Raw genomic sequence first — 18,986 nt, 5'->3', positions numbered from 1 at the left:
GTCAGGTTATGCGCGGGAAGAAAGATTGGAGTGCCGGACAGGACTCGAACCTGCATTGTCGGATTTGCAATCCGATGGCTGGACCAGTTCACCCACCGGCACTCAGTGTCCGTCTTTCCGGACTGTCAGACCTCCCCGTTACCTCGGCGGGGCACTCCCTACGGGCTTTCACCCTGTCACGGATTCGAACCGCGTCTTTCACTCGATCTCGGTCAACGAGCCGGAGTCGCGCCGGCCTGCTCATACTGCCCATTCGGGCGAAACTGGCGCTCACAGGGGACTCGAACCCCTAGCCGGTTGGCCTGCAGCTCACGCTGCTCCGACTGCTTCCACGTCACCTGACAGCTATCCATCCCATATCCGGAATCTGCGGACGGCATCGCCTGGAAGCCAGAGCTTGCGCGGGTCTCTCCCCGCTTGTCACGCCTACCCTGACGTTTGGGCCTCTGGCTCTGCTAATCGTGTTCCAGCGGGTTGTATCCTCCCGCCCGTAATAGCGATTGCGCCCAGAGGGTGCCTGTTTGGAGCTAGATCGCTCCGAGGAGTTCGCCGTTCTGATCCTTCTCGACCTTCACGCAATCGACGTGAACCGTGTAACGGTCGCCGGAGTGATATCCGCCATACCAGGACATGATAGGCGCGACGGCTTCGGTCTCGACCTTCAGAATGACGGTCTTCGGCGTTGCATCGCTATTCGTGAACTTCAACTCGCGGATCATCACACTCTCCTACTCATTTCAGTGGCGCTGAGCGCCTATACCCCTCTGGCGACTAACCAGTGATATCCGTGCTGTCACACACGGCCAGGGCTCCTAGTCACTCAGCGCCGAAACACAGGCCCGGCCACCCCTTCGTCGCTGGGGCTTCAGGTCTTTCAACCTGTGGCGTCCGACTTGCGCGCTGTCTCTCAAGCGTGGTCGGCGGGCATTCTCGAAGACCGGCTCACGAATGGCCGTCTCGGCGACATAACTCTGTGCGGGCTCCCATACGGTGGGCCTATTATCCGGACTTATCGCATACACAGCCGGCGCGGAGGAGGTGGGAGAAAGGAAACAAACCCACCTCGGTAGTTCTGAATTGGATGAGGCCCCGTCGAGGAGTCCAACCTGCGATCTCCAACCTTCAGGGAAGGCGCTTTGGCCTAAGCTACCAGGGCCATAGCGTCGGAAAGGGTGGAGAGCCGGCGCTGTCAAGGCAGCGTCAGTGCTCGGCTGCACGCCGGCTCTCCTAAGTGACGCTCCCGACGGACGAGCGTCACTTATTCGCGATTAGCGGCGGGCCTGCCGGACATCGAGGGTGAAGACCTGCGGATGAATGAAGTGGATCAGGTCGTTGGGAATACCGCGCGACTTGAGGACTTCGATAGCGCCGAGCTTCTCGCCTTCCTTGTGGCCGTAGTAGACATCGTTCGCCTTCTTAGCGACTTCGCGGATCTCTTCGACGGTCAGGTCGGCGTTGGTGTCGATCGACTTGCCGACGGAGACGGCTTCTTCGAGCTTCTTGCGGCGCTCGCCCAAGCGCTTCACTTCGGCATCGAGGCCCTCGATTTCCCGCGAGACGCCGGACACGAAGCTGTCGAGGCACTGCAGCGCGTAGGTCTTTTCGCGGACGCGGCGTTCTTCAGCGACCTTCGCGGCGAGTTCTTCGCGTGCGGCGCGGACAGAAGCCAGCGTCGGCTCGACTACAACGACGGCGGTCGAGGTGGATTCGGTATTCATTAAATGCTCTCCTGGCTTTCAGTTCAAAAACGGGGTCAGACACCACACGACAAAGAGGAAGGAGGCGACGAGGACCGTCTGTGCGAAACGATAACCGATCATCGTCGTCTCTTGCTCTCTTGAAGTATGTGCTTACTTACATTTGCTGTTATAGCGCTGCACGAATTGGAGTGCAGCAGGTTATGAGCGGGAAGATCAGTGAATGTGAGCCGAGCTGGCCCGCTCCTTGCAGATGTCGTCCATACGGTGAACCAGCGTGTCGTGGATCGTCTCGACACGGCCTTCCAGATCCGACTGACGGACGATCATGTAGTTCAGGCGCCCGTGGAGCCTGGACATGCAGCCCTGCATGATCAGCTGCGTGTGGGTCTGGTAGGCGCGGTTGTCAGCCGGCCGGGTTTCCTTGATCTCGTAATGGTCGAGCTGACCAAGGACGAAAACATAGTCGTAGAGCTTCACCGTGGTTTCGAGGCACAGATCCACATACTCATCGATCGCGACGATCTCCTCGGCCGAAAGCCGCATATGCGAGTGCATATCGATCTCCCCGAGCATATAGCCGACGAGATCGATAGGCGTCCGGTCGACAATCAGCGGCCGTTCTGCCTTGGCGATCATGGTGACATGATCTTCCAGGAGCGCGAACTGCAGCTTGATTCGATCCTGCAGGCTCATGGGAGCCACGGGATCATACCCGTGGCGCCTGGCGATTTCAGTGATCGAGCCCGACATGTAGGTAATGCCGAGTTCGTCAGCGACCCGCTTTCCAAGCGTGGTCTTTCCAGTGCCGGCCGAGCCGGTCAGGCCGAAGAGCATCTTACTTACCCGTCGAGCCGAAGCCGTTCTCACCGCGGCTCGTGTCATCGAGGGACTCGGCGATGGTGAACACGCCGCGGATGACCGGAGCAATCACCATCTGTGCGATCCGCTCGCCCTTCTTGAGAATAATACCCCGATCGCCAGTGTTGAGCAGGATCACCTTGATCTCGCCGCGGTAGTCGCTGTCGATCGTGCCAGGTGCATTGACGACGGTCAGGCCGTGCTTGGCTGCAAGACCCGAACGCGGACGAACCTGGGCTTCCGTGCCAGGGTTCAGTTCAATGGCAACGCCGGTATCAACGATGAGGCGTTCGCCGGGCATGATGGTCCGTTCTTCGCCTTCGAAGACGGCGTAGAGATCGGCGCCGGCCGCTTCTTCCGAGCCGTAGGTCGGAACCTTGGCTTCAGGATGGAGCAGCTGGATCCGGATCTGCTGCGCTTCAGTCATGGATGCACCCATATTAGTTTCTCCTTACTTGAGGCCCAGCACTTCTGCTGCGTGGTGGGCGAGATATGATTCAATGAACTTCCGCGCAGCGGTGTCAGCCGCTGCACGATCGGGGAAAGGACCGCGCCAGATTGCGGTCTCGTCGCCTGCGGGAAAACGGAAGATCCAGGTCTCGGCGCTTTCCTGCACTTCGTAGGCGAGGTTTAAATCGGCCATATCGGCTCCTACTTCTTCTTCTGGTAGACGCGAACCCTGCTGATGTAGCTGGGCTTCTGCCTTGCGGTCTTGGCGAGCGGCTTTGACTTCTTCTTCTTGTCGAAGAAGTCCTCGACCTCCGGGAACAGGTTGTCGCAGAAGGCGTCGGACATGCCGGCAGCTTCGCATTCATCCTCGTCGGCGAAGGTGCGGCTGGACTGAGGCGGCTTGCAACCGGCCAGCACAAGCGCCGCGATCAGCGCAACAGCGGTCAGGGTCTTCATGCTGCGATGTCCTTGATGTATTCGCCGGCCAGGGTCTTGCGGAACTGGATCCAGCCGGGACCGAGGTTGCCGGCGAGTTCCGGGTTGTTGAATTCGTTGCCGCTCTTGACGGTCTCCCACTGAGAGAGGTCGCCTGCTTCGAACGTCTTGACCTGAGTCCGGTAGGTGGACAGCGAGTCCGGCGTGGCCTGGTGCTCAGTCGGCGAGGCGTGAAGCGGCGACGAACCTACGAGGAGGTCGTAGCGCTCCAGCTCGCGCTCGATCGAGGCGTCACCATCGAACGGCGCGTAGGAGATGCGGGCTGAGCGAGCGACGGACAACTTCTTGCCGATCTCCAGACCAGCTTCCCAGCTCGGCTTGATACCCTGGCGAACAAGGTATTCGTGGATCGCGGCCCACGAGCCGTCTTCCTGCGTCACATAGGGCGTGTGCCACTGGCCCTGCATGAGAACCTGATACTGAACGTTCGCGAGTGCTTCGCGCACCAGAACCGCGAGGTCGTGGAAGTGCGGCTCGGCGTCTTCGTGGTCGCGCAGGTGCAGGAAGTTCGCCCAGCTCGTCGAGGAGATCATCGTGTGCTTCCAGGTGTAGGGCGCGATAATGCGGTTTGCGATCTGCTTGTGGTAGTGAGAATCCGCGTAGCGCTCTGCCCAATCTGCGGCGCTGTTTGCGGCCATCCGCCAGGCTTCCTCGCGATCGAGGCTCTCACCGCTGCTAAGGCGGATCAGCTCGTTGCATTCCTCGTCGGCCTGCATACCGCGCTGGTTCTTGCCCCAATGCCACGGCACGAAAGGATCCTCGCGCACTTCCTTGACCATCGTGGCGACCGGAACGGCGCGCATCGAGCGGGCGTTACGCGAGAACACCCGGTGCGTCATCACCTCGCCGTGGATGATGTCCGGGTAGTGCAAGTGCATGGTGATCAGCGGCAGCGCCGTCGAGTTGGCTGCCTTGGACGCCAAGATCACCTTGGCGAACATACGTTCCTTGCCTGACATAAAGTCTCCTGTTGAAGTAAGTGCTTACTTAAGTTATAGCGCGATCGTCTCGGGAGCGCACAAAAAGAGAGTGGGGCCGAAGCCCCACTTTCAAACTTCCAGATACTGTTCGAGGTCGTCAAAACCTCCGATGCGCACCCCATCGTGGAAGATCTGCGGGAAGGTCGTGTATCCCGCATCCTTAAACCGCTGGACCTTTTCAGGCGTGTCGTGATCCGACACGCTGAAGGAGATATTGTTGCTCTTGAGGAGCGCCTTTGCCTTGGTGCAATAGTTGCAGCCCGGCTTCGTCATCATCACCCAGCTCATGGATTACGCCTCGCACGCTACGCACGAAGCGTTGGCACGGGCCAGCTCCTGTGCCTTGTTCATTCCCTTGCGGTAGTAGGCCGACTTCGAGCCGCCCTTCCAAAGTGCGACCAGAATGTCGATGTCGTCCTTCATCGTGGCTTCAGGCGGAAGCTGGACGTTGAAGGAGATGCCCTGGTCGATGAACGGCGTGCGGTCGTTGTTCTGACGCACGAGTTCCATCTGGTCGATATCGACCCAAGGCTTGTAGACCTCCTTCTGACGCTCGCTCAGGAAGTCCAGATGGCTGACGCGGCCGCCCGATGCGAGGATCGACTGCCAGACCGCAGTGGTGTTCATGCCGAGCCGGTCGAGCAGGGCGACGAACTGCGGATTGTAGTTCGTGAATACACCCTTGGCGTTGTCGTTCTCGAAGACCACAGCTTCCCACGGCTCGATGGACTGCGAGACCTGGCCGCAGATGATCGAGGACGAGGTGGTCGGCGCGATCGCATTGACCGTCAGGTTGCGGTAGCCAGTGCCCTTGAGACCTTCCGGCTCGCCAAAGATGATCGCCAGGTCGCGGGATGCGGCGTGGGACTCGTCACGGAGATACTGGTGGATCTCGATGTTGAGGTCGCGGGCCTCCTGCGACTCGATCGGGATTTCCTTCGACTGCAGGAAGGAGTGCCAGCCGAGCGTTCCGAGGCCAAGCGCACGCCAGCGAACAGCGAAGCGCCGCGCGTCAGCCATGAGCCGCTTGCCTTCGGTCTTGCGAATGTATTCGCTCATGACGGCATCGAGGAAATAGATCATTTCCCGGACGAAGGTCGTGCCCTTCCATTCCTCGTAATAGAGGGCGTTGACCGACGACAGATCGCAGACGAAGCTTTCATCCGGGCCGGACGGCAGCATGATCTCGGTGCAGAGGTTCGAAGCGTAGATCAAAAGACCAAGGCGCTTGAGGACTTCCGGCCGGGCGTTGTTCGCATTGTCGCGGAACACGATGTAGGGGAAGCCCGTCTCGCGCCGCTTGTTGCGGATCTTCGCCATGAGCTTGCGCTTCGGGCCACCCTTCGGCTCAGCCAGCATGGCGTTCATCCAGTCATCGCCAATGACGACGCCGAACGACAGGTGCTGGATCGGGTGATGCACGCCTTCGGTCGTCGACCGCATCTGCATCCAACGGTCGATGTCTTCATGCTCGATGTCGAGGTAGACGGCACAGTTGCCGCGGCGCACGTTCGACTGCGAGACGACCTGGACCTGCTCCTGCGGCAGGCGTGCGAAGTGAACCGGACCTTCCGACGTTCCACCGCCCGAGATCTTCGAGCCGAACGGACGCAGCTTACCCATGTAGAGCGACGTGCCGGCGCCTTCCTTGGTCATCGCGCCGATTTCGGCGTTCTTGAACAGGATGGAGTCCATGTCGTCTTCCATGAAGCTGCCGTTGCAGCTGATGGGCAGACCGCGATCCGTGCCGAAGTTCGACCAGATCGGCGAGGCAGGCGAGACCCAGCCACGGCGCATACCGTAGCGGACCATCGGCAGTTCGAAGCCAAGCTCCTTTTCAGCCGCATCAACCAGGTCTTCGGCGCGGTCGATCGCCGCCTGCTTCAGATCTTCCTTGGCGATGCCTTCCCGCAAATATCCGCGGGAGAGGGTCTTCAACGCGATATCGTTGAAGTGTTCCCAATCAGGGCGCATTCCTATTTCCTTTCTGATTAAAAGTCGTCGTCGGCAGGCTGATCGGCCTGCTGGTAGCTGGTGGGCTCGGAGTGGAAGAAATCGACCTTGGCAGGAGCGAGCAGCCCTTCGGTCATCCAGAAGGTTTCGGCCTTTTCAGCCTCGGAAACCTCGAACATCGGCGTGTAGCCAATGCCGACGAGGGACTCGTTCAGGCGCTGGGCGACATAGCTCTTGAGGATTGAGGCGTTGAGCTTCGGCCGGTCATAGTCACCGAGCATCCAGTCGATGAGATCAGCTTCCGCTTCCAGCGCGACCTGGCATTCTTCGCGGACCTTGGCTTCCAGCTCGGCGTCGAACAGCTCCGGATATTCCTGGCGCAGCGTGTTGATGATCTTCATGCCGGCCTGGGCATGGAGCATCTCCTCGTTGCGGGTGTATTTCACCTGCTGAGCGGCGTCCTTGAAGCGGTTCTCGAACCGGTTGAACCAGAGGACGATATAGAACTGGCTGAAAAGGCTGACGTTCTCCACGAACAGCGTGAAGAGGATCAGGGAGTAGACGAACTGCTTGCGGTCGTCGTCCGTGAACGCCTTTTCGGTGTGCTTGGTGAGATACTTCACGCGACCAGCAATCGCCGGAACGTGCATGTTCTCCTTGAACACGTTGATCAGCCCGAGCTTCTTGAGGAGCTTCTCATATGCGTTGTTATGGATGACCTCGATGTAGGCCATCGTGATGCCAAGGTCGGACATCGAGGGATGCTGCAGCTTGCGGCCGAGCAGACCCCAATATTCCTTCACCTTGACCTCAATCTGCGCGATCGCCGCGAGGCAGCGCTTGATGATCAGGCGTTCCTGGTCGGTCAGGTGCAATTCATAGTCGGTGACATCGCTGTCGAAGGTGAACTTCTTGGCAGTCCAGAAGCCATCCTGCATGGCCTCAATGAAGTCCTGAGCCCACGGATAAAGGTCGGGGAGACGCTCGACCTGGCGTTCAAAAAGCATGGCGATACTCGTTAGTTGGGAGTTGGTTGAACCCATCACGAGGATGGGTTCGCATAATAGATAAGTAAGTAATTACTTACTAGCCTTGACAAATAAATTATGCAGCCATCGGCATGGAGCGCAGGATCGCCAGCGTCTGCTGGAACGACGGCGTATGGATGCCGGCTTCCATGATCGCCACGGCGTCGGCCAGGTGCTCGTTGTCCTTCGTCGGCACGGTCTCGCCCTTGAGCTTGCGGACGCGCCAAGGGGCGAGGGGATAACGATTAAAAGCCCACTCGATCATCTCGTCCTTGGATGCGGTCTTGGTGCCGACCGCGCCCATCTTCGTCTCAGACGGCGAGACCTCGATGCCCGGAATATTGATCCCTGCGTAGGTGCCAATGACGATGCCGAAGCCGAGAACAGCGTTATAGTCCTGACCGCCCGACGGAACTTCGTAGAAGGTGGTCGTGACGCCGAGCAGGGCCGCGTGAACGCCCTTCCGCAGCTCGATAGCGCGTGCCAGGTTGTCGGATGACGCCCGGACGGACTTGTTCTTCGACTTCTCGGTCTTGACCAGCACCAGCTCCTTGATTTCGAGGCGCAGCGTGTCGAGATCGAGCCAGGCCGTCGCAACGCCGAAGTTGCGAAGGGATCCGTCGAGGCCCGCAATGAGGATCTTGCCCATTAAAATGCTCCAAAGAGTTCGTTGTTTTGGAGCGCCATTTCGGTCTGCTTCTTTTCCAACTCTTCGGCCTGGGCCTTGGCGTCGAGCCGTCCCTTGACGATCGACTTGATGACGGCCGCTGCGTTCTCACCTTCGACATTGAAGGCAGTGGCAATCGCGCCACCGATCAACGGGAAGCAATCATCCAGCTCCTTCGGGTTGCGCTCGATCCACTTGTATTCCTGCGCATCTTCCGGCGAGAGGCCGAAGATGATCCGGCCCTGCGCGCCAACATAGGAATATTCGAGCTGGAACAACCAGGTCGGCATCAGCGTCTTCTGCCGGATACGGCCGTCTTCATACTTGACGACGGACATCGGCGTGCCTTCGACCTCGTAGAATTCGCCCTTGAGCTTTTCCACGATCTCGGCTCCGACCTCTTCCATAATGCGCTTGGTATCGGGATGAAGTTCTACCCGTGCCTTCGGCATCTTTATCTCCTTGAATTGAGTAAGTGCTTACTTACTATATAGCGTGAATTTCACGGGATAGCACTAGATCTTGTGTCGATGCTTCACTTTTGGGCGGTTCGCGCTTCTGAACGCGGGATCCGCCGCTACCTCGAGGATCTGGTCGAGCTGACGATTGCCGCAGACAGCGCGGATTGCCTCTAGCAAAATGTCGTAATCCCGGCGCAGCTCCTTTGTGCGCCGGGTATCCTTCTGGACGAACTGCATGGACGGGATGCTGATCGTGGCGGATAGAATTGACGAGCCGGTGATGAAGGTGGTGGTGCCGGTCAAAGCATCTTTCCTAAAAGCACGAGTCCGACAATGGCGCCGATCGCCCAGATCAGGAGAACAGGAACGACAACAAAAGGAATTGATTCCAGCCCCTGCTTGCGGGTGAGGTAAGCTGCGATCGGAACCCAGAGATAGCCACCCACGAAGATGCAGACGATGTAGATGGCCGACGCGCCGACGATTTCGAGCCCGGTCACTTGCGGGTATCCTTCAAAAGAACACCCTTGAGGCTGAAGTTCTGGTCGATGACCGCTCCTTGAACCTCTCTCCAATCTCCTTTGTATTCCCCGCCTTCAAAATAGACGGGAAGATCGGACGGGGCCATTTTCAAGACCTTGATCAATTCGGCGACGGTCATGACAATGCCGCTTCAAGCGTGATCCGGGCCTCGTGCAGGCACTTCTCCTTTTGCGTGCCCTTAAACCAACCCCACACATTGATCTTCTCAACGAACCGGCTGTCGTCGTTCCACCAGGTTTCGAACTGCTCATCGGTCCACGCGTAAGTGTCCTGCTTGATCCGCTTTTCGAGCGCCTTGGCTGCGCGCTCGACCATCTCGTCGGTGATCCGGGTCAGGCGCTCGTTCCAGCCCTTTCCGTGACCCCATTCTTCGCCGGTCTCCAGCGAGCAACCGCAGTTGTCGCAACGATAGATCGTGGATTGTCGGCGATCACCGATGCGTTCGATGCGCGCCTCGCAGGCACAGAAGGGGCAGGGATCCAGCGCCACGCTCATGCTGCCGCTCCAATCTTCTCATTGGCAAATTCATCAGTGAGCCAATAGCGCTTGGCGATACCGTGCGGTGAGGCGTAGCCAGGCTCAGAGCGGCCGATCACCTTGCGGGTTCCGACGATCTCCCAAATCGCATGGTCGGGTTCGCAGCGAGGATGAACGTTCTCGGGGCCAATGTGCTTAAAGAAGACTTCCTTCGTTACCTCCCTCATGCTGCCATCTCCGTGATCTTCGTCGTCTTGTTGGCGAGCTTCTCGACCAGGAGAACCTGCTTGATGTGGTCGCGCAGCTCGTTATGGCTGATCACGAACACCGAGCCGCGCTCGCGGGCCTTTTCCTCGAGGATCTGCATCAACCGCTCCAGACCGGAGCTGTCGAGCGCGTCATCGATTTCGTCGCCAATCCACAGGTCGATCGGCTTCGTGGCGCGGGTCGCTACGAGATCCTGCAGAGCGAGCGCCGTCGCGATCCTGACCTTGCGCTTCTCACCGCCCGACAGAGCCTTGTAGTTGTCACCACCGGTCGCGTTGGTCACGTCGATCGTGAACTTCTCCTTCAAGACGCCCTTGGCATCCGGAGTGAGCGTCGTCCAGGTCGCTTCGATGTTGCCGTCCGACAGGATCGTCAGATACTTCGCCGACTGCGAATTGAGGAACGGCGTCACGTCATCGAGGATGGTCGCGCGCACGCCGGCAGGCCCGTAGATCTTCACAACCTCGGCATTCAGCGCCACGTCCTCTTCCTGCACGATCACGGCCGCGTCGGCGTCGGTGAGCTTCTTCTCTGCCACCTCGGCCTGCTTGGTGAGCCGCTCGATCGACGGCTTGTGCGGATTGGTCTCTGCCTGCACCGCGACCAACTGATCGCGCAGGTTCTTCGCCTGATTGACGTAGTTCTGCTGCGACCTGAGCAGATCGTTGTAGGACGCAAGCTGCCGCTCATATACAGAGCGCTGGGCTACGACCGCAGTGATATCAGTCATCGACGCTGCGAAATCATCCCGAGCGCGCTGGGCGTCGTTTACAGCGACTTCCTGAGCGCTGTATTTATCCTCTGCCTCGGTGATCGCCTTTTCGTAGGCGTCAACATAGGACTGCTTGTCGGCCTTCGCCGCGGCAAGCTCCTTATCGGTCAAGGGACGGCCGCAGGACGTGCAAGGGCAGCCGACCTGATGCTCGACATTCGCCAAAGCCGTTCGCGCGCGGGTGAGCGCGCTATTGTGCATGACGACCTCGTTGGAATAGGCGCCGAGATAGACCTTGGTGTCGGACAGAACCTTGTCGAGCGCCGCAAGTCCGGCGTTCTCGTCGCCGACCAGCGCGATCTTGGCATCGCAGTCGGCGATTGCCGCTTCGATTGCAGCCTTGTCGATCGCGGCCACATCGGCGTTCAGCTTCTTGATGACCGGAAGCAGCGGCGTGATGGATGCCTTAATGTCGGCTTCGCGCACACCCCTGTCCGTCTCCCACTGCGCGAGTGCTGCCGTGGTGCTGACAAGCTGGTTCTTGATAAAGTCCAGCTCGTTGCGGGCGAGCTGCGCGGCTGCGCGCTGCGTGACGAGAACCTTCTCGCTGTCGTTCAGCGTCTTGGACGCAGCCTTGTAGGCGCCTTCCAGCACCGAGGCGCCGGACGCTTCTTCGATGATAACCTTCAGGTTCTTGTCGGTCATCGCCGGCAGATCAGGCATCTTCTCCTGACCGGCGTAGATCGAGGCCGCGAACACGTCGAGGGAGCAGCCGATGATCTTGTTCGCCTCAAGCTGCGTCAGCGCGTCCTTGCCCTTCGTCAGTTCCGTTTCCTTGAAACCGTCGAACTGCTTCAGGGTGAAGGTGTTCTTGCCCGTCTTATGCTTGCGATGGCGCGTGGCCGTGTAGGTCATGTGCCCGTCGATGACGGTCGACTTGACGAACGTGTCCTTCTTGGCGTCACGGTTGATCACCGCATCGCCAGAGATGCCGCGGGCCGTTTCGCCGAACCAGCACCATTCGAGCGCCTCGGCGATGGACGACTTTCCGACGCCGTTGCTGTCAGCCGACGTGTCGGCGTGGTTCTGGCCCTGGATAAGGACCAAGCCGCGATCGGCAAGCGACACCTTGGCATGGGTAATCGCCATGAACTGATTGATTTCGAGTTCGGGGAACTTCACTTTTTCATTCCTTTGATCAGCTCCGTTTGGAGCGCTGACGCTTTGGCGAGCCGACGCAGGACGTATCGAACGTCTTCCATGTCGGACACCTGATCGATGAGATAGTCGAGCGGCAGACGGTCTTTGGCCTCAAGCGCCTCAAACTCGATCTGGTTTTGGCGCTCCCGCTCCTCCTCCTGGTTGCGACGGCGTTCATCGCGGGAGCGCCAATCCCTAGCCATCACTTCACGCCGGCATTGATCGCAGCGGCGAGATCGCCGGTCCTGGCTGCATTGCCGACGGACGACTTCGGCGCCGACTTCGGAGCTGCCTTCTTCGCGGCCGGCGTGGAGCCGCGGAAATCGGTGCGCTGCTTGCGGCTTTCGACCGGACGCTTCGTCGCGTCGGAGTAGTAGGGCTCGATGCGCCAGTTGCCGAACTTCTTGTAGCCCTGGCAGGTGGACAGCGGCAGCGCGTGAAGGGTCTGCGGATAGTCCATCGTGTATTCGCCAGTCTTCACGCCTTTATCGTTGAACTGGCTCACGACCTGCTTGGTCGTGAAATGCACCGTATACAGCTGCATCGTCGTTTCCTCTTAAATATCAATGCTTTGATGCTATCGCATCAGCGAATGGAGTTCGTCAGGCTTCTTCGAAGACTGCGCGGCTATCGTCGAGGATCGTCTGAGCGCGTGCCTTCAGCTTGGCCTTGTCGATCGAAGCGGGAATATCCTTCTTGCCGTCGATGTAGTTGGCGACGGACTGATCGAGCGTGACGCCCTTAACGGGACTCGCCGACCGGACAGCGACGGTGGACTTCGGAACTTCGATCGAGACACCGAGAGCGCCCCACTTGCGGAACTGGTCGCGAAGCTCGTTGATCTCGGTCTGCGTCATCGTCGGGCCGCGGAACCGGACGTAGTTGCCCTTGCATTCGAGCTCCATGTCCAGCTCATCGAGGCCGGTCAGGTCTGCGAACTTCGGCGCCTGGGTGTCGTGGAAGGTCACAGCGTCAGCGTCGGTGTCGACGATGAGGAAGCCGGCGCGGGTGCCAACGTCGCCCCAATTGTGATGCGTCGTTGCGCCGATCGAGACGACCTTGCCGCCCGGAAAGATGACGTGATTGTGGTAGTGGCCGGCATAGACGCGCTTGAAGCCGTAAGCAGCCAGGTCAGCGTCGGTCAGGCCATGCGCCGGCATACCGGAGAGAACACCGTCGATACCTGCGTGAATGAAGACATGCATGTCGGCGTGGGCCGGATGCGCCGACAGGTCGCCGAGATCCTCGTGGAGATCCGCAAGCTTGTTACGCCACGGCACGAAGCCGAACCACTCGTCGCCGATCTGGAAGGCCGCGACCTCGTTGTAGCACTTGAAGACGCCACCCGCGATGGAGATCTGGGTCAGGTTCTCGATCTGCGAGGACAGCTTGCGACTATCGGCAGACTTCAGATCGTGGTTGCCCGGGATGGCGTGAATGTCGATCCCGAAATCGAGGATATCCTCGATCGTCTCGCGCAGCGGGTTCAAAACCTCGGGGTCGATCGAGCCGCGCGTGTGGAAGATATCGCCCGCGATGAAGATCGTGGAGCCGCCTTCCATCTTCACAGCGCGCGCCGTGCGGCGCAGCTCGTCCAGGATCAGACGAAGCCTGGTGTTGACGCCGGTCGTGTCGGTCCCGGAATAGACGGTCGAACCGTAGGCGTGGATATCTGCGATAACTGCGAACTTCATCGGTTTAAGCCTTTGCGTTCTGGGTCTTGGGGCAGTAGCCCGAGATCTTCGTCACCTTGACGGAAACGCCCTTCGGCGTGACGGCGTAGTTCTCTCCGCGCAATGCGCGATCGCCGCAGGAGATCGTCTTGCCGGCCAGTTCGAGCGTCCGAGAAAAGCCACCGCGACCCTTAGCCTGACGCAGGATGAGATCCGTCAGGGCGTATGCGGGATCACACTCGTTCGGCGTCTTCACGCCCGTATTTTCGTTCAGAGCCTTGAGGAACGGCTTGATCTTGTCGCCGTGCTTGCGCAGCAGCATGATCGCGCCGGCAATGACGCCCACCCGGAAGATCGAAGAAACAGGCATGATCGCGTCGAGCGTGGCAATCTCAGCCTTAAACTCCTCGGCATTCTTGTAGAGATCGGTGCTTTCACCACCGACAGACCGAGAGGCGACCTGCAAAGCAGTCGCGAAGCTATACTTTGCCAGCGCCTCGCTCGTCACCGTGATGCCAGCCTGGCGAAGTGCGCCAGAAAGCTTGTCGGGCGTGGTTTCGACGGCTGACTTGTTGTCGAAGTGAGTGTAAAGCTCCAACAAGTCATCCATCGTTTCGCAGTGATAAACGTCAGCCTTAACATTGGACGGGGCCTTGAGCAGGCCGCGGTCCCAAGCCAGCGAGCGCGTGTGACCGTCGAGCTTGAACTTCGTTCCGTCCAGAACCGCGACGTTTACGCGGCTATGAACAGGCGAGGGAGCCGAGAGGTGCTTCTTCAGCGCCAGCTTCAGATGTCGCTCGGTATCGCGCTGACGGGGATGCTCCTTAATCGCCACAAAAGCAGAAACCGTCATCGTTTCCTGCGTGACGACGATGCGGTCGAGAAGATCCAACTCCTCGAACGCTTCGAGCGCGGCCTCAAGCGTCGCAATATCGTCCGGGACCGAACCGATCGTGACGGCCGCTGACGCGGCGATAGAAGCAGACGAGTTTTCAATGTTCCGCATTTCAGACCTCTCGCTAAGTAAGTGCTTACTGATTTCTTACGTTATAGCGAATGACGCATTGGGATGCGTCAGGGTATGCGCGGATTGTTCAGAGCTTTGCGAAGCCAGGCTTGATGATGAAATACTTGAAGCTCAGATAGTGCTGGCGAGCACCGCCCTCGCTTTCAAAGTTCAGGAACTGGAAGCAGGCCGGGTTCATGTAATTGTCAAGCGTCGTAATGTATTGATCGCCACCGACATGTCGCTCCACGATCGACACCCACTTCACCTTGCGCAGACGCAGCTCCAAGAGGTGATCGTGGTCGATTGCCCAGCACGCCACTCCATCGACAATAGCTTGTGAGATGGAGGGGCGGCCGCAGCAGAAGATCTCATCGTGCCACTTGCGGGCAATGTAGATCAGATCTCCATTAGCAAACTTGGAAGTGTGCCCGACGACGGAGCGCGTCTTCGTGGCGTGATAAAACTTCTCGATCACGCCCTTCCACTTGCGCTCCGTCCCGCGCTTGATCTTCCGCTTCGTCATTGGGTAGAACTCCATGCCATTCATAGAGCCCCTGTGCGCCTCGGATCGGGATCGGATTATCGAGCGTGATGCGCGGTTCAAGGCGCCAGGCGTAGTTGCCAAGCTCCCAATGTCCGTATGCCTTCTCTTCCTCGGAGACCTCATCCATGAATTCCTCAGTCATGAGGAGGCATTCATCGATCGTGACGGTCCCAAGCAGATAGCCGCAAGGCAGTTCTTCGAGAGGAGGCATTCCGGTTCCGGCATAGAACGTCGTGAACCGTTCGTCGTCAAAGTAGGCGCGCTGAACCGGCTTCAAACCCTTGGTGGACGCAATACCGATGGTTTGACCAATGATTGAAGCCGGAGCAGGCCAGGTGCGTGTTTCAAAAGTCTTGAAGCCCTTCACCGCTAACGAGGCGAAGGGCTGCCAGATGGAAATTACTTTCATGTTTCGCCCGACTTGCTGTGTTTCTTTCACAAGATACTTATAGCAAGTCGGGCGAGGGGAGACAGCGATTAGGTCAAGCTTGCACGCTGTTCATTGAGGGCCGCGATCTTGGCGTCGATAGCGGCAAGCTGATCAGCCTTGCGGCCAGCGACGGCCTCATTGAGCTGGTCGACCATCTTCGGCGCGGCCGCGGCAAGGCCCTCCTTCAGGGCCGCCTCGTCTTCGAAGGTGATCTCGGAGCGAATGCCGAGACCGGCGATTTCCAGCGTCAGAACAGCGGCGTTCTTCTGCATCGCACTGAGGAAGAGGCTCATTACGCAGCTTCCTCGGTCAGGCCCTTCGACTTCGCAGCCTTGGCCTCTGCCTTCGCGAGCACCGATGCGATATCCGTCACGCCAGCATCGCCGGTCACGTCAGCAACCGCGTCATCAGTGATAATCGGCGCAGCGTATTCGGCCGGAAGCAGATCCTTGAGCTTCTGGAAGCCGTCGGGCTCCTTCATCAGCTTGTCGGAGAGCTGGCCGGCGTAATACTTCTTGCCTTCCCACTCGATGTAGGCGCCAGCCTCCTTGAGGATCTTCTCGCCCTTGAGGAACTCGATCATCGACCGATGGAAGTTGAAGCGCGCCTGGCCTTCTTCCGTGTAGTCGAGGATGAACGACGCAGCCTGGAACGGGCGGGAGACCTTGTTCTTGGTCATGCGCGCGGTGATCTGCGAGCCGGTGACTTCGGCCTCTTCGCCCTTACCCTTCTGGATCTTCTTGATGCCGAGCGAGATACGGGTCGAGTAGACGTAGCGCGGGGTCTTGCCGCCCGGCGTGGTCTCAGGGTTGCCGTAGATGACGCCGATGTTCAGGCGGATCTGGTTGAGAAAGATGGCGCAGATGTTGAGGTCGTCGCAGAGCTGGGCGAATGCCGGCATGTTGGCCGACGTTGCGCGTGCAAGCGCCGTGTTGTCGTGCATCGAGCGCTGACCGAGCGGCTTCGGCTTGCCGGTCTTCGGATCGTAGTAGACCGAGTTCGGGATCATGAACGGCAAGGAGTCGAAGACCCAGCAGATCGGCGCTTCCGGCTTGATCAGCTTCTTGTCGCGGATCATCATCGCCACCTCGACGCAGAGCGCCAGGCTTTCTTCGAAGGTATTCGGCTTGCGGTAAAGGAACCGGCCGGGATGCGGATCGAGACCCATGCCTTCGGCCAGGTGCTGCTGGAACGACCGCTCGTGGTCGGCGAACGCGGCATAACCGCCTGCCTTCTGAGCCGAGATCATGCACATGGTCGCGATCGCCGTCTTGCCTGCGGATTCAGGCCCGTAGATTTCGATGATGCGGCCGGATGCAAGGCCACCGTCCCAGCGCGACGACAGGGCGTGATTGAGGGGCGGATAGCCGGTGTCGAGGAAATACTTCACGCTGGACAGCTCGTCGTGGACTGCCAATCCACCGAGGGCCTTTGCGATATCGTCGGGACTGCTCATAACTTCTCCTTCGTAGTGATTAGGCTGCGAGCGCCAGGGGCTGCTCGCGGAATGCGGGGAATACGGAGCACCACTCGTCGAAGTCCTTGGTGATGGACTTGAAGAGGAGCAGGTCGCAGAACTGCCGGAACTTGTCCTTGTCAGCCGTGCCCTTAGTGACCTGCAGGTTCTGTGGCGCGGGACGCGCCGTGGTGCGCAGATCCATAAGATCGATGTTGCGGCTGAAGGTGATCGCCTTATCCTCGTTCTCGATGAGGTCGCGATACTTCTTGGGCAGCTTCTTCAGGTCGATCGTCTTTTCGAGGATCACCTGACTAGAGAAACTGGCGAACGTGCCGTATTGCTTGATGAAATCGACAGCGCCCTTCTGGCCGATGCCACCGACGCCGGCTACGTTGTCGCCCATGTCGCCAGCGAGAGCCTTGACCTCTACGAACTGGCGAACGGTCGCAACACCGGTGAACTCCTCGAAGTTCTTCACGGTGACCAGACGATCGTTATTCGGATCCATCCAGACGACGCCCGGACCTACGAGCTGCAGCCAATCCTTGTCGCCAGTGACGAGAATGATCTTCGAGCCGTTCTTGGTGTAACGGTCGGTCAGGATGGCGCCGAGGTCGTCGGCTTCCATGTTCAAAGCCCAGACCTGGGGAATACCGAGAAACCCGAGAGCCTTCTTGATGTAGGGAACCTGACGCTTGTAGGCGTCCTTCATCTCCTGCATCCGGATTTCGTTCTTGGTTTCCTTCTTCTCGCGATTGTCCTTGTAGGCAGCGAACATGAGCTTGCGCCACGACGCGCCATCCCAGAGGACGACCGGCTGATAATTCTGAAAGCTGGCGATGTGCGAGCGAAGACCGCGCAGCACGCCATAGATAGCCTGAACCTGGATCTCACCGATCGCGAGCGGCTTAGAATTGTTGTAGAAATGCCCGATGGAGTTGCCATCGATCAGCGAATAGTTCGTCATTGGGAAGCCTCTTAAAAGAGAAGGCGACGACACAGTGCGGCCGTGTCGTCGCTAAGCCTCATCCGCGACGATGAGGCACCAGGCAGGAGAGGGGGCGCCTGCCTGGTATTGGCATCACACGAGGTTATCGAGTTCTGCGAGGATCGCGTCCTGTTCGGAAACAGGCAGCGAGGAGATGCCGGCAGTGGGAGCAGCCGAAGCGGCCTCTACCGGAGCAGCGGACAGAGCAGCCAGCTCTGCTTCTGCTTCCTGCTGACGACGCAGGATTTCAGCGCGCTTCGCAGCGAGCGGGTCTTCTGCCGGAGCAGCAGCCTGTTCGGCAGCAGCTGCGGCCTGAGCGGCAGCGGCAGCAGCGACTGCAGCCTTGCGGGCGGCTTCAGCAGCGACGGCAGCGGCGTCATCGACGCTTGCGCCAGCGACAGCGGCAGCCGGCGAAGCCAGAGCAGCAGTCGGAGTGCGAGCACCAGCAGCACCAGAAGGACCGGTCAGAGCCGGAACAGCGACACCGGCAATCTGCGCGATGGCGTTGAGCGCCTTCTGTTCTTCACCGCGGAAGTAGTTCTGCGCGATGAAGGCGTGCAGGTCGATCGTGCGGCCGAGAACGTCAGCAGCGATCGGCTTCGACGGAGCCGGCGAGACGGCAACGTCATACTTGGTGTTGATGCCCTTGCCGGTCTTGGTGATGATGATGTCAACACCAGTGAGCGGATGGGTGATGTCCTGACCGGCATCGTCGTAGATGTTGATCAGATCCATGACCTTGCCGAAGGTGGTCGGCGTCAGTTCGAGCGGCTGCGGATCGTCGCCCATCGAGGCGTCAAGCACGTTGATGATAACGGACTTGTTCGGCTTCCAATCCTGGTAGAGTTCCTTGGACTCTTCGTCCATCGCAGAATTGATCGCCATTTCGATCGCCGTGTTCAGCGGAGAAGGCTGCTGGTAAACGGTGTCGCAGTCGCCAACGACGACGAGCGGCTTGCCGTTCTTATCGGCCTTGATCCAGTGGACGCCGAGATCGGCCCAATACTGACCGGAAGCCGGAACCCAAGGAGCCTGGGCGGGCGTCGGTGCGAGCAGACGGTAGGTGTTGCGACCGTCCTTGGGCTTGATGGT

Annotated in this window: 27 protein-coding genes, 1 tRNA gene and 1 pseudogene; all 29 read right to left on the bottom strand. The window is 59.3% G+C overall.

Going from position 1 to position 18,986, the window contains the following annotated elements; translation table 11 throughout:
- Window positions 1–26 precede the first annotated feature (26 nt).
- A tRNA-Cys gene (locus tag IB265_RS32830) sits at window positions 27–102 on the bottom strand.
- A gap of 425 nt (window positions 103–527) precedes the next feature.
- Window positions 528–719 (bottom strand): hypothetical protein, encoded by a 192-nt coding sequence (locus IB265_RS32825; protein ID WP_192495846.1) that lies wholly within the window; start codon window positions 717–719, stop codon window positions 528–530.
- Window positions 720–1,268: 549 nt separating this feature from the next.
- A complete protein-coding gene (locus IB265_RS32820; RefSeq protein ID WP_192495845.1) occupies window positions 1,269–1,718 on the bottom strand; it encodes a hypothetical protein in 450 nt (149 codons plus the stop codon).
- 195 nt (window positions 1,719–1,913) lie between these two features.
- A complete protein-coding gene (locus tag IB265_RS32815; RefSeq protein ID WP_192495844.1) occupies window positions 1,914–2,534 on the bottom strand; it encodes an AAA family ATPase in 621 nt (206 codons plus the stop codon).
- A 1-nt stretch (window position 2,535) separates the two neighbouring features.
- Window positions 2,536–2,997: a dUTP diphosphatase gene (gene dut, locus IB265_RS32810; protein ID WP_375293104.1), complete on the bottom strand. Its 462-nt coding sequence runs from the start codon at window positions 2,995–2,997 to the stop codon at window positions 2,536–2,538.
- A gap of 12 nt (window positions 2,998–3,009) precedes the next feature.
- On the bottom strand, window positions 3,010–3,201 hold the full coding sequence (locus tag IB265_RS32805) for a hypothetical protein (protein ID WP_192495843.1): 192 nt from the start codon (window positions 3,199–3,201) through the stop codon (window positions 3,010–3,012).
- Window positions 3,202–3,209: 8 nt separating this feature from the next.
- Window positions 3,210–3,464 (bottom strand): hypothetical protein, encoded by a 255-nt coding sequence (locus tag IB265_RS32800; protein ID WP_192495842.1) that lies wholly within the window; start codon window positions 3,462–3,464, stop codon window positions 3,210–3,212.
- Window positions 3,461–4,462, bottom strand: coding sequence for an FAD-dependent thymidylate synthase (locus IB265_RS32795; RefSeq protein WP_210334662.1), 1,002 nt, complete (start codon window positions 4,460–4,462; stop codon window positions 3,461–3,463). The genes IB265_RS32800 and IB265_RS32795 overlap by 4 nt, the downstream gene beginning before the upstream one ends.
- A 90-nt stretch (window positions 4,463–4,552) precedes the next feature.
- Window positions 4,553–4,771, bottom strand: a complete 219-nt coding sequence (locus IB265_RS32790; protein ID WP_192495841.1) for a glutaredoxin domain-containing protein — start codon at window positions 4,769–4,771, stop codon at window positions 4,553–4,555.
- Window positions 4,772–4,774: 3 nt separating this feature from the next.
- A complete protein-coding gene (locus IB265_RS32785; RefSeq protein ID WP_192495840.1) occupies window positions 4,775–6,457 on the bottom strand; it encodes a ribonucleotide-diphosphate reductase subunit alpha in 1,683 nt (560 codons plus the stop codon).
- 17 nt (window positions 6,458–6,474) lie between these two features.
- Window positions 6,475–7,443 (bottom strand): ribonucleotide-diphosphate reductase subunit beta, encoded by a 969-nt coding sequence (locus IB265_RS32780; RefSeq protein ID WP_192495839.1) that lies wholly within the window; start codon window positions 7,441–7,443, stop codon window positions 6,475–6,477.
- Window positions 7,444–7,540: 97 nt separating this feature from the next.
- Complete coding sequence (locus IB265_RS32775; protein WP_192495838.1) at window positions 7,541–8,113, bottom strand: hypothetical protein; 573 nt, start codon at window positions 8,111–8,113, stop codon at window positions 7,541–7,543.
- Window positions 8,113–8,583, bottom strand: a complete 471-nt coding sequence (locus IB265_RS32770; RefSeq protein ID WP_192495837.1) for a hypothetical protein — start codon at window positions 8,581–8,583, stop codon at window positions 8,113–8,115. Before IB265_RS32770 ends, IB265_RS32775 begins: the two co-directional genes overlap by 1 nt.
- Before the next feature lie 63 nt (window positions 8,584–8,646).
- Window positions 8,647–8,895, bottom strand: coding sequence for a hypothetical protein (locus tag IB265_RS32765; protein WP_192495836.1), 249 nt, complete (start codon window positions 8,893–8,895; stop codon window positions 8,647–8,649).
- Window positions 8,892–9,092 carry a hypothetical protein gene (locus IB265_RS32760; RefSeq protein WP_192495835.1) on the bottom strand — a complete coding sequence of 67 codons (201 nt, stop codon included), beginning with the start codon at window positions 9,090–9,092 and terminating at the stop codon, window positions 8,892–8,894. The genes IB265_RS32765 and IB265_RS32760 overlap by 4 nt, the downstream gene beginning before the upstream one ends.
- Window positions 9,089–9,253: a hypothetical protein gene (locus IB265_RS32755; protein ID WP_192495834.1), complete on the bottom strand. Its 165-nt coding sequence runs from the start codon at window positions 9,251–9,253 to the stop codon at window positions 9,089–9,091. Before IB265_RS32755 ends, IB265_RS32760 begins: the two co-directional genes overlap by 4 nt.
- The gene (locus IB265_RS32750; RefSeq protein WP_192495833.1) at window positions 9,250–9,630 is read right to left on the bottom strand and encodes a hypothetical protein; all 381 of its coding nucleotides are present in this window, start codon (window positions 9,628–9,630) and stop codon (window positions 9,250–9,252) included. The genes IB265_RS32755 and IB265_RS32750 overlap by 4 nt, the downstream gene beginning before the upstream one ends.
- The gene (locus IB265_RS32745) at window positions 9,627–9,839 is read right to left on the bottom strand and encodes a hypothetical protein (protein ID WP_192495832.1); all 213 of its coding nucleotides are present in this window, start codon (window positions 9,837–9,839) and stop codon (window positions 9,627–9,629) included. Before IB265_RS32745 ends, IB265_RS32750 begins: the two co-directional genes overlap by 4 nt.
- Window positions 9,836–11,773 (bottom strand): AAA family ATPase, encoded by a 1,938-nt coding sequence (locus tag IB265_RS32740; RefSeq protein ID WP_192495831.1) that lies wholly within the window; start codon window positions 11,771–11,773, stop codon window positions 9,836–9,838. Before IB265_RS32740 ends, IB265_RS32745 begins: the two co-directional genes overlap by 4 nt.
- Window positions 11,770–11,994 (bottom strand): hypothetical protein, encoded by a 225-nt coding sequence (locus tag IB265_RS32735; RefSeq protein WP_192495830.1) that lies wholly within the window; start codon window positions 11,992–11,994, stop codon window positions 11,770–11,772. The genes IB265_RS32740 and IB265_RS32735 overlap by 4 nt, the downstream gene beginning before the upstream one ends.
- Complete coding sequence (locus IB265_RS32730) at window positions 11,994–12,335, bottom strand: hypothetical protein (protein WP_192495829.1); 342 nt, start codon at window positions 12,333–12,335, stop codon at window positions 11,994–11,996. Before IB265_RS32730 ends, IB265_RS32735 begins: the two co-directional genes overlap by 1 nt.
- Window positions 12,336–12,393: 58 nt before the next feature.
- Complete coding sequence (locus IB265_RS32725) at window positions 12,394–13,485, bottom strand: metallophosphoesterase (protein ID WP_192495828.1); 1,092 nt, start codon at window positions 13,483–13,485, stop codon at window positions 12,394–12,396.
- 4 nt (window positions 13,486–13,489) lie between these two features.
- Window positions 13,490–14,470: a hypothetical protein gene (locus IB265_RS32720; RefSeq protein ID WP_192495827.1), complete on the bottom strand. Its 981-nt coding sequence runs from the start codon at window positions 14,468–14,470 to the stop codon at window positions 13,490–13,492.
- Window positions 14,471–14,558: 88 nt separating this feature from the next.
- Complete coding sequence (locus IB265_RS32715) at window positions 14,559–14,948, bottom strand: hypothetical protein (protein ID WP_192495826.1); 390 nt, start codon at window positions 14,946–14,948, stop codon at window positions 14,559–14,561.
- Window positions 14,881–15,426, bottom strand: a complete 546-nt coding sequence (locus tag IB265_RS32710) for an ASCH domain-containing protein (protein ID WP_192495825.1) — start codon at window positions 15,424–15,426, stop codon at window positions 14,881–14,883. Before IB265_RS32710 ends, IB265_RS32715 begins: the two co-directional genes overlap by 68 nt.
- Window positions 15,427–15,494: 68 nt before the next feature.
- Window positions 15,495–15,740, bottom strand: a complete 246-nt coding sequence (locus IB265_RS32705) for a hypothetical protein (protein ID WP_192495824.1) — start codon at window positions 15,738–15,740, stop codon at window positions 15,495–15,497.
- Window positions 15,740–16,903: a hypothetical protein gene (locus IB265_RS32700; RefSeq protein ID WP_192495823.1), complete on the bottom strand. Its 1,164-nt coding sequence runs from the start codon at window positions 16,901–16,903 to the stop codon at window positions 15,740–15,742. Before IB265_RS32700 ends, IB265_RS32705 begins: the two co-directional genes overlap by 1 nt.
- Window positions 16,904–16,922: 19 nt before the next feature.
- Window positions 16,923–17,873: a 5'-3' exonuclease H3TH domain-containing protein gene (locus tag IB265_RS32695; protein WP_192495822.1), complete on the bottom strand. Its 951-nt coding sequence runs from the start codon at window positions 17,871–17,873 to the stop codon at window positions 16,923–16,925.
- A gap of 114 nt (window positions 17,874–17,987) precedes the next feature.
- Window positions 17,988–18,986, bottom strand: a pseudogene (locus tag IB265_RS32690) (hypothetical protein); the annotation flags it as partial.

The sequence above is a fragment of the Ensifer sp. ENS10 genome (assembly GCF_014852025.1).
Classification (GTDB): domain Bacteria; phylum Pseudomonadota; class Alphaproteobacteria; order Rhizobiales; family Rhizobiaceae; genus Ensifer.
The sequence above is the reverse complement of the archived record's forward strand: the minus strand, read 5'-3'. Positions and strand labels throughout refer to the sequence as shown.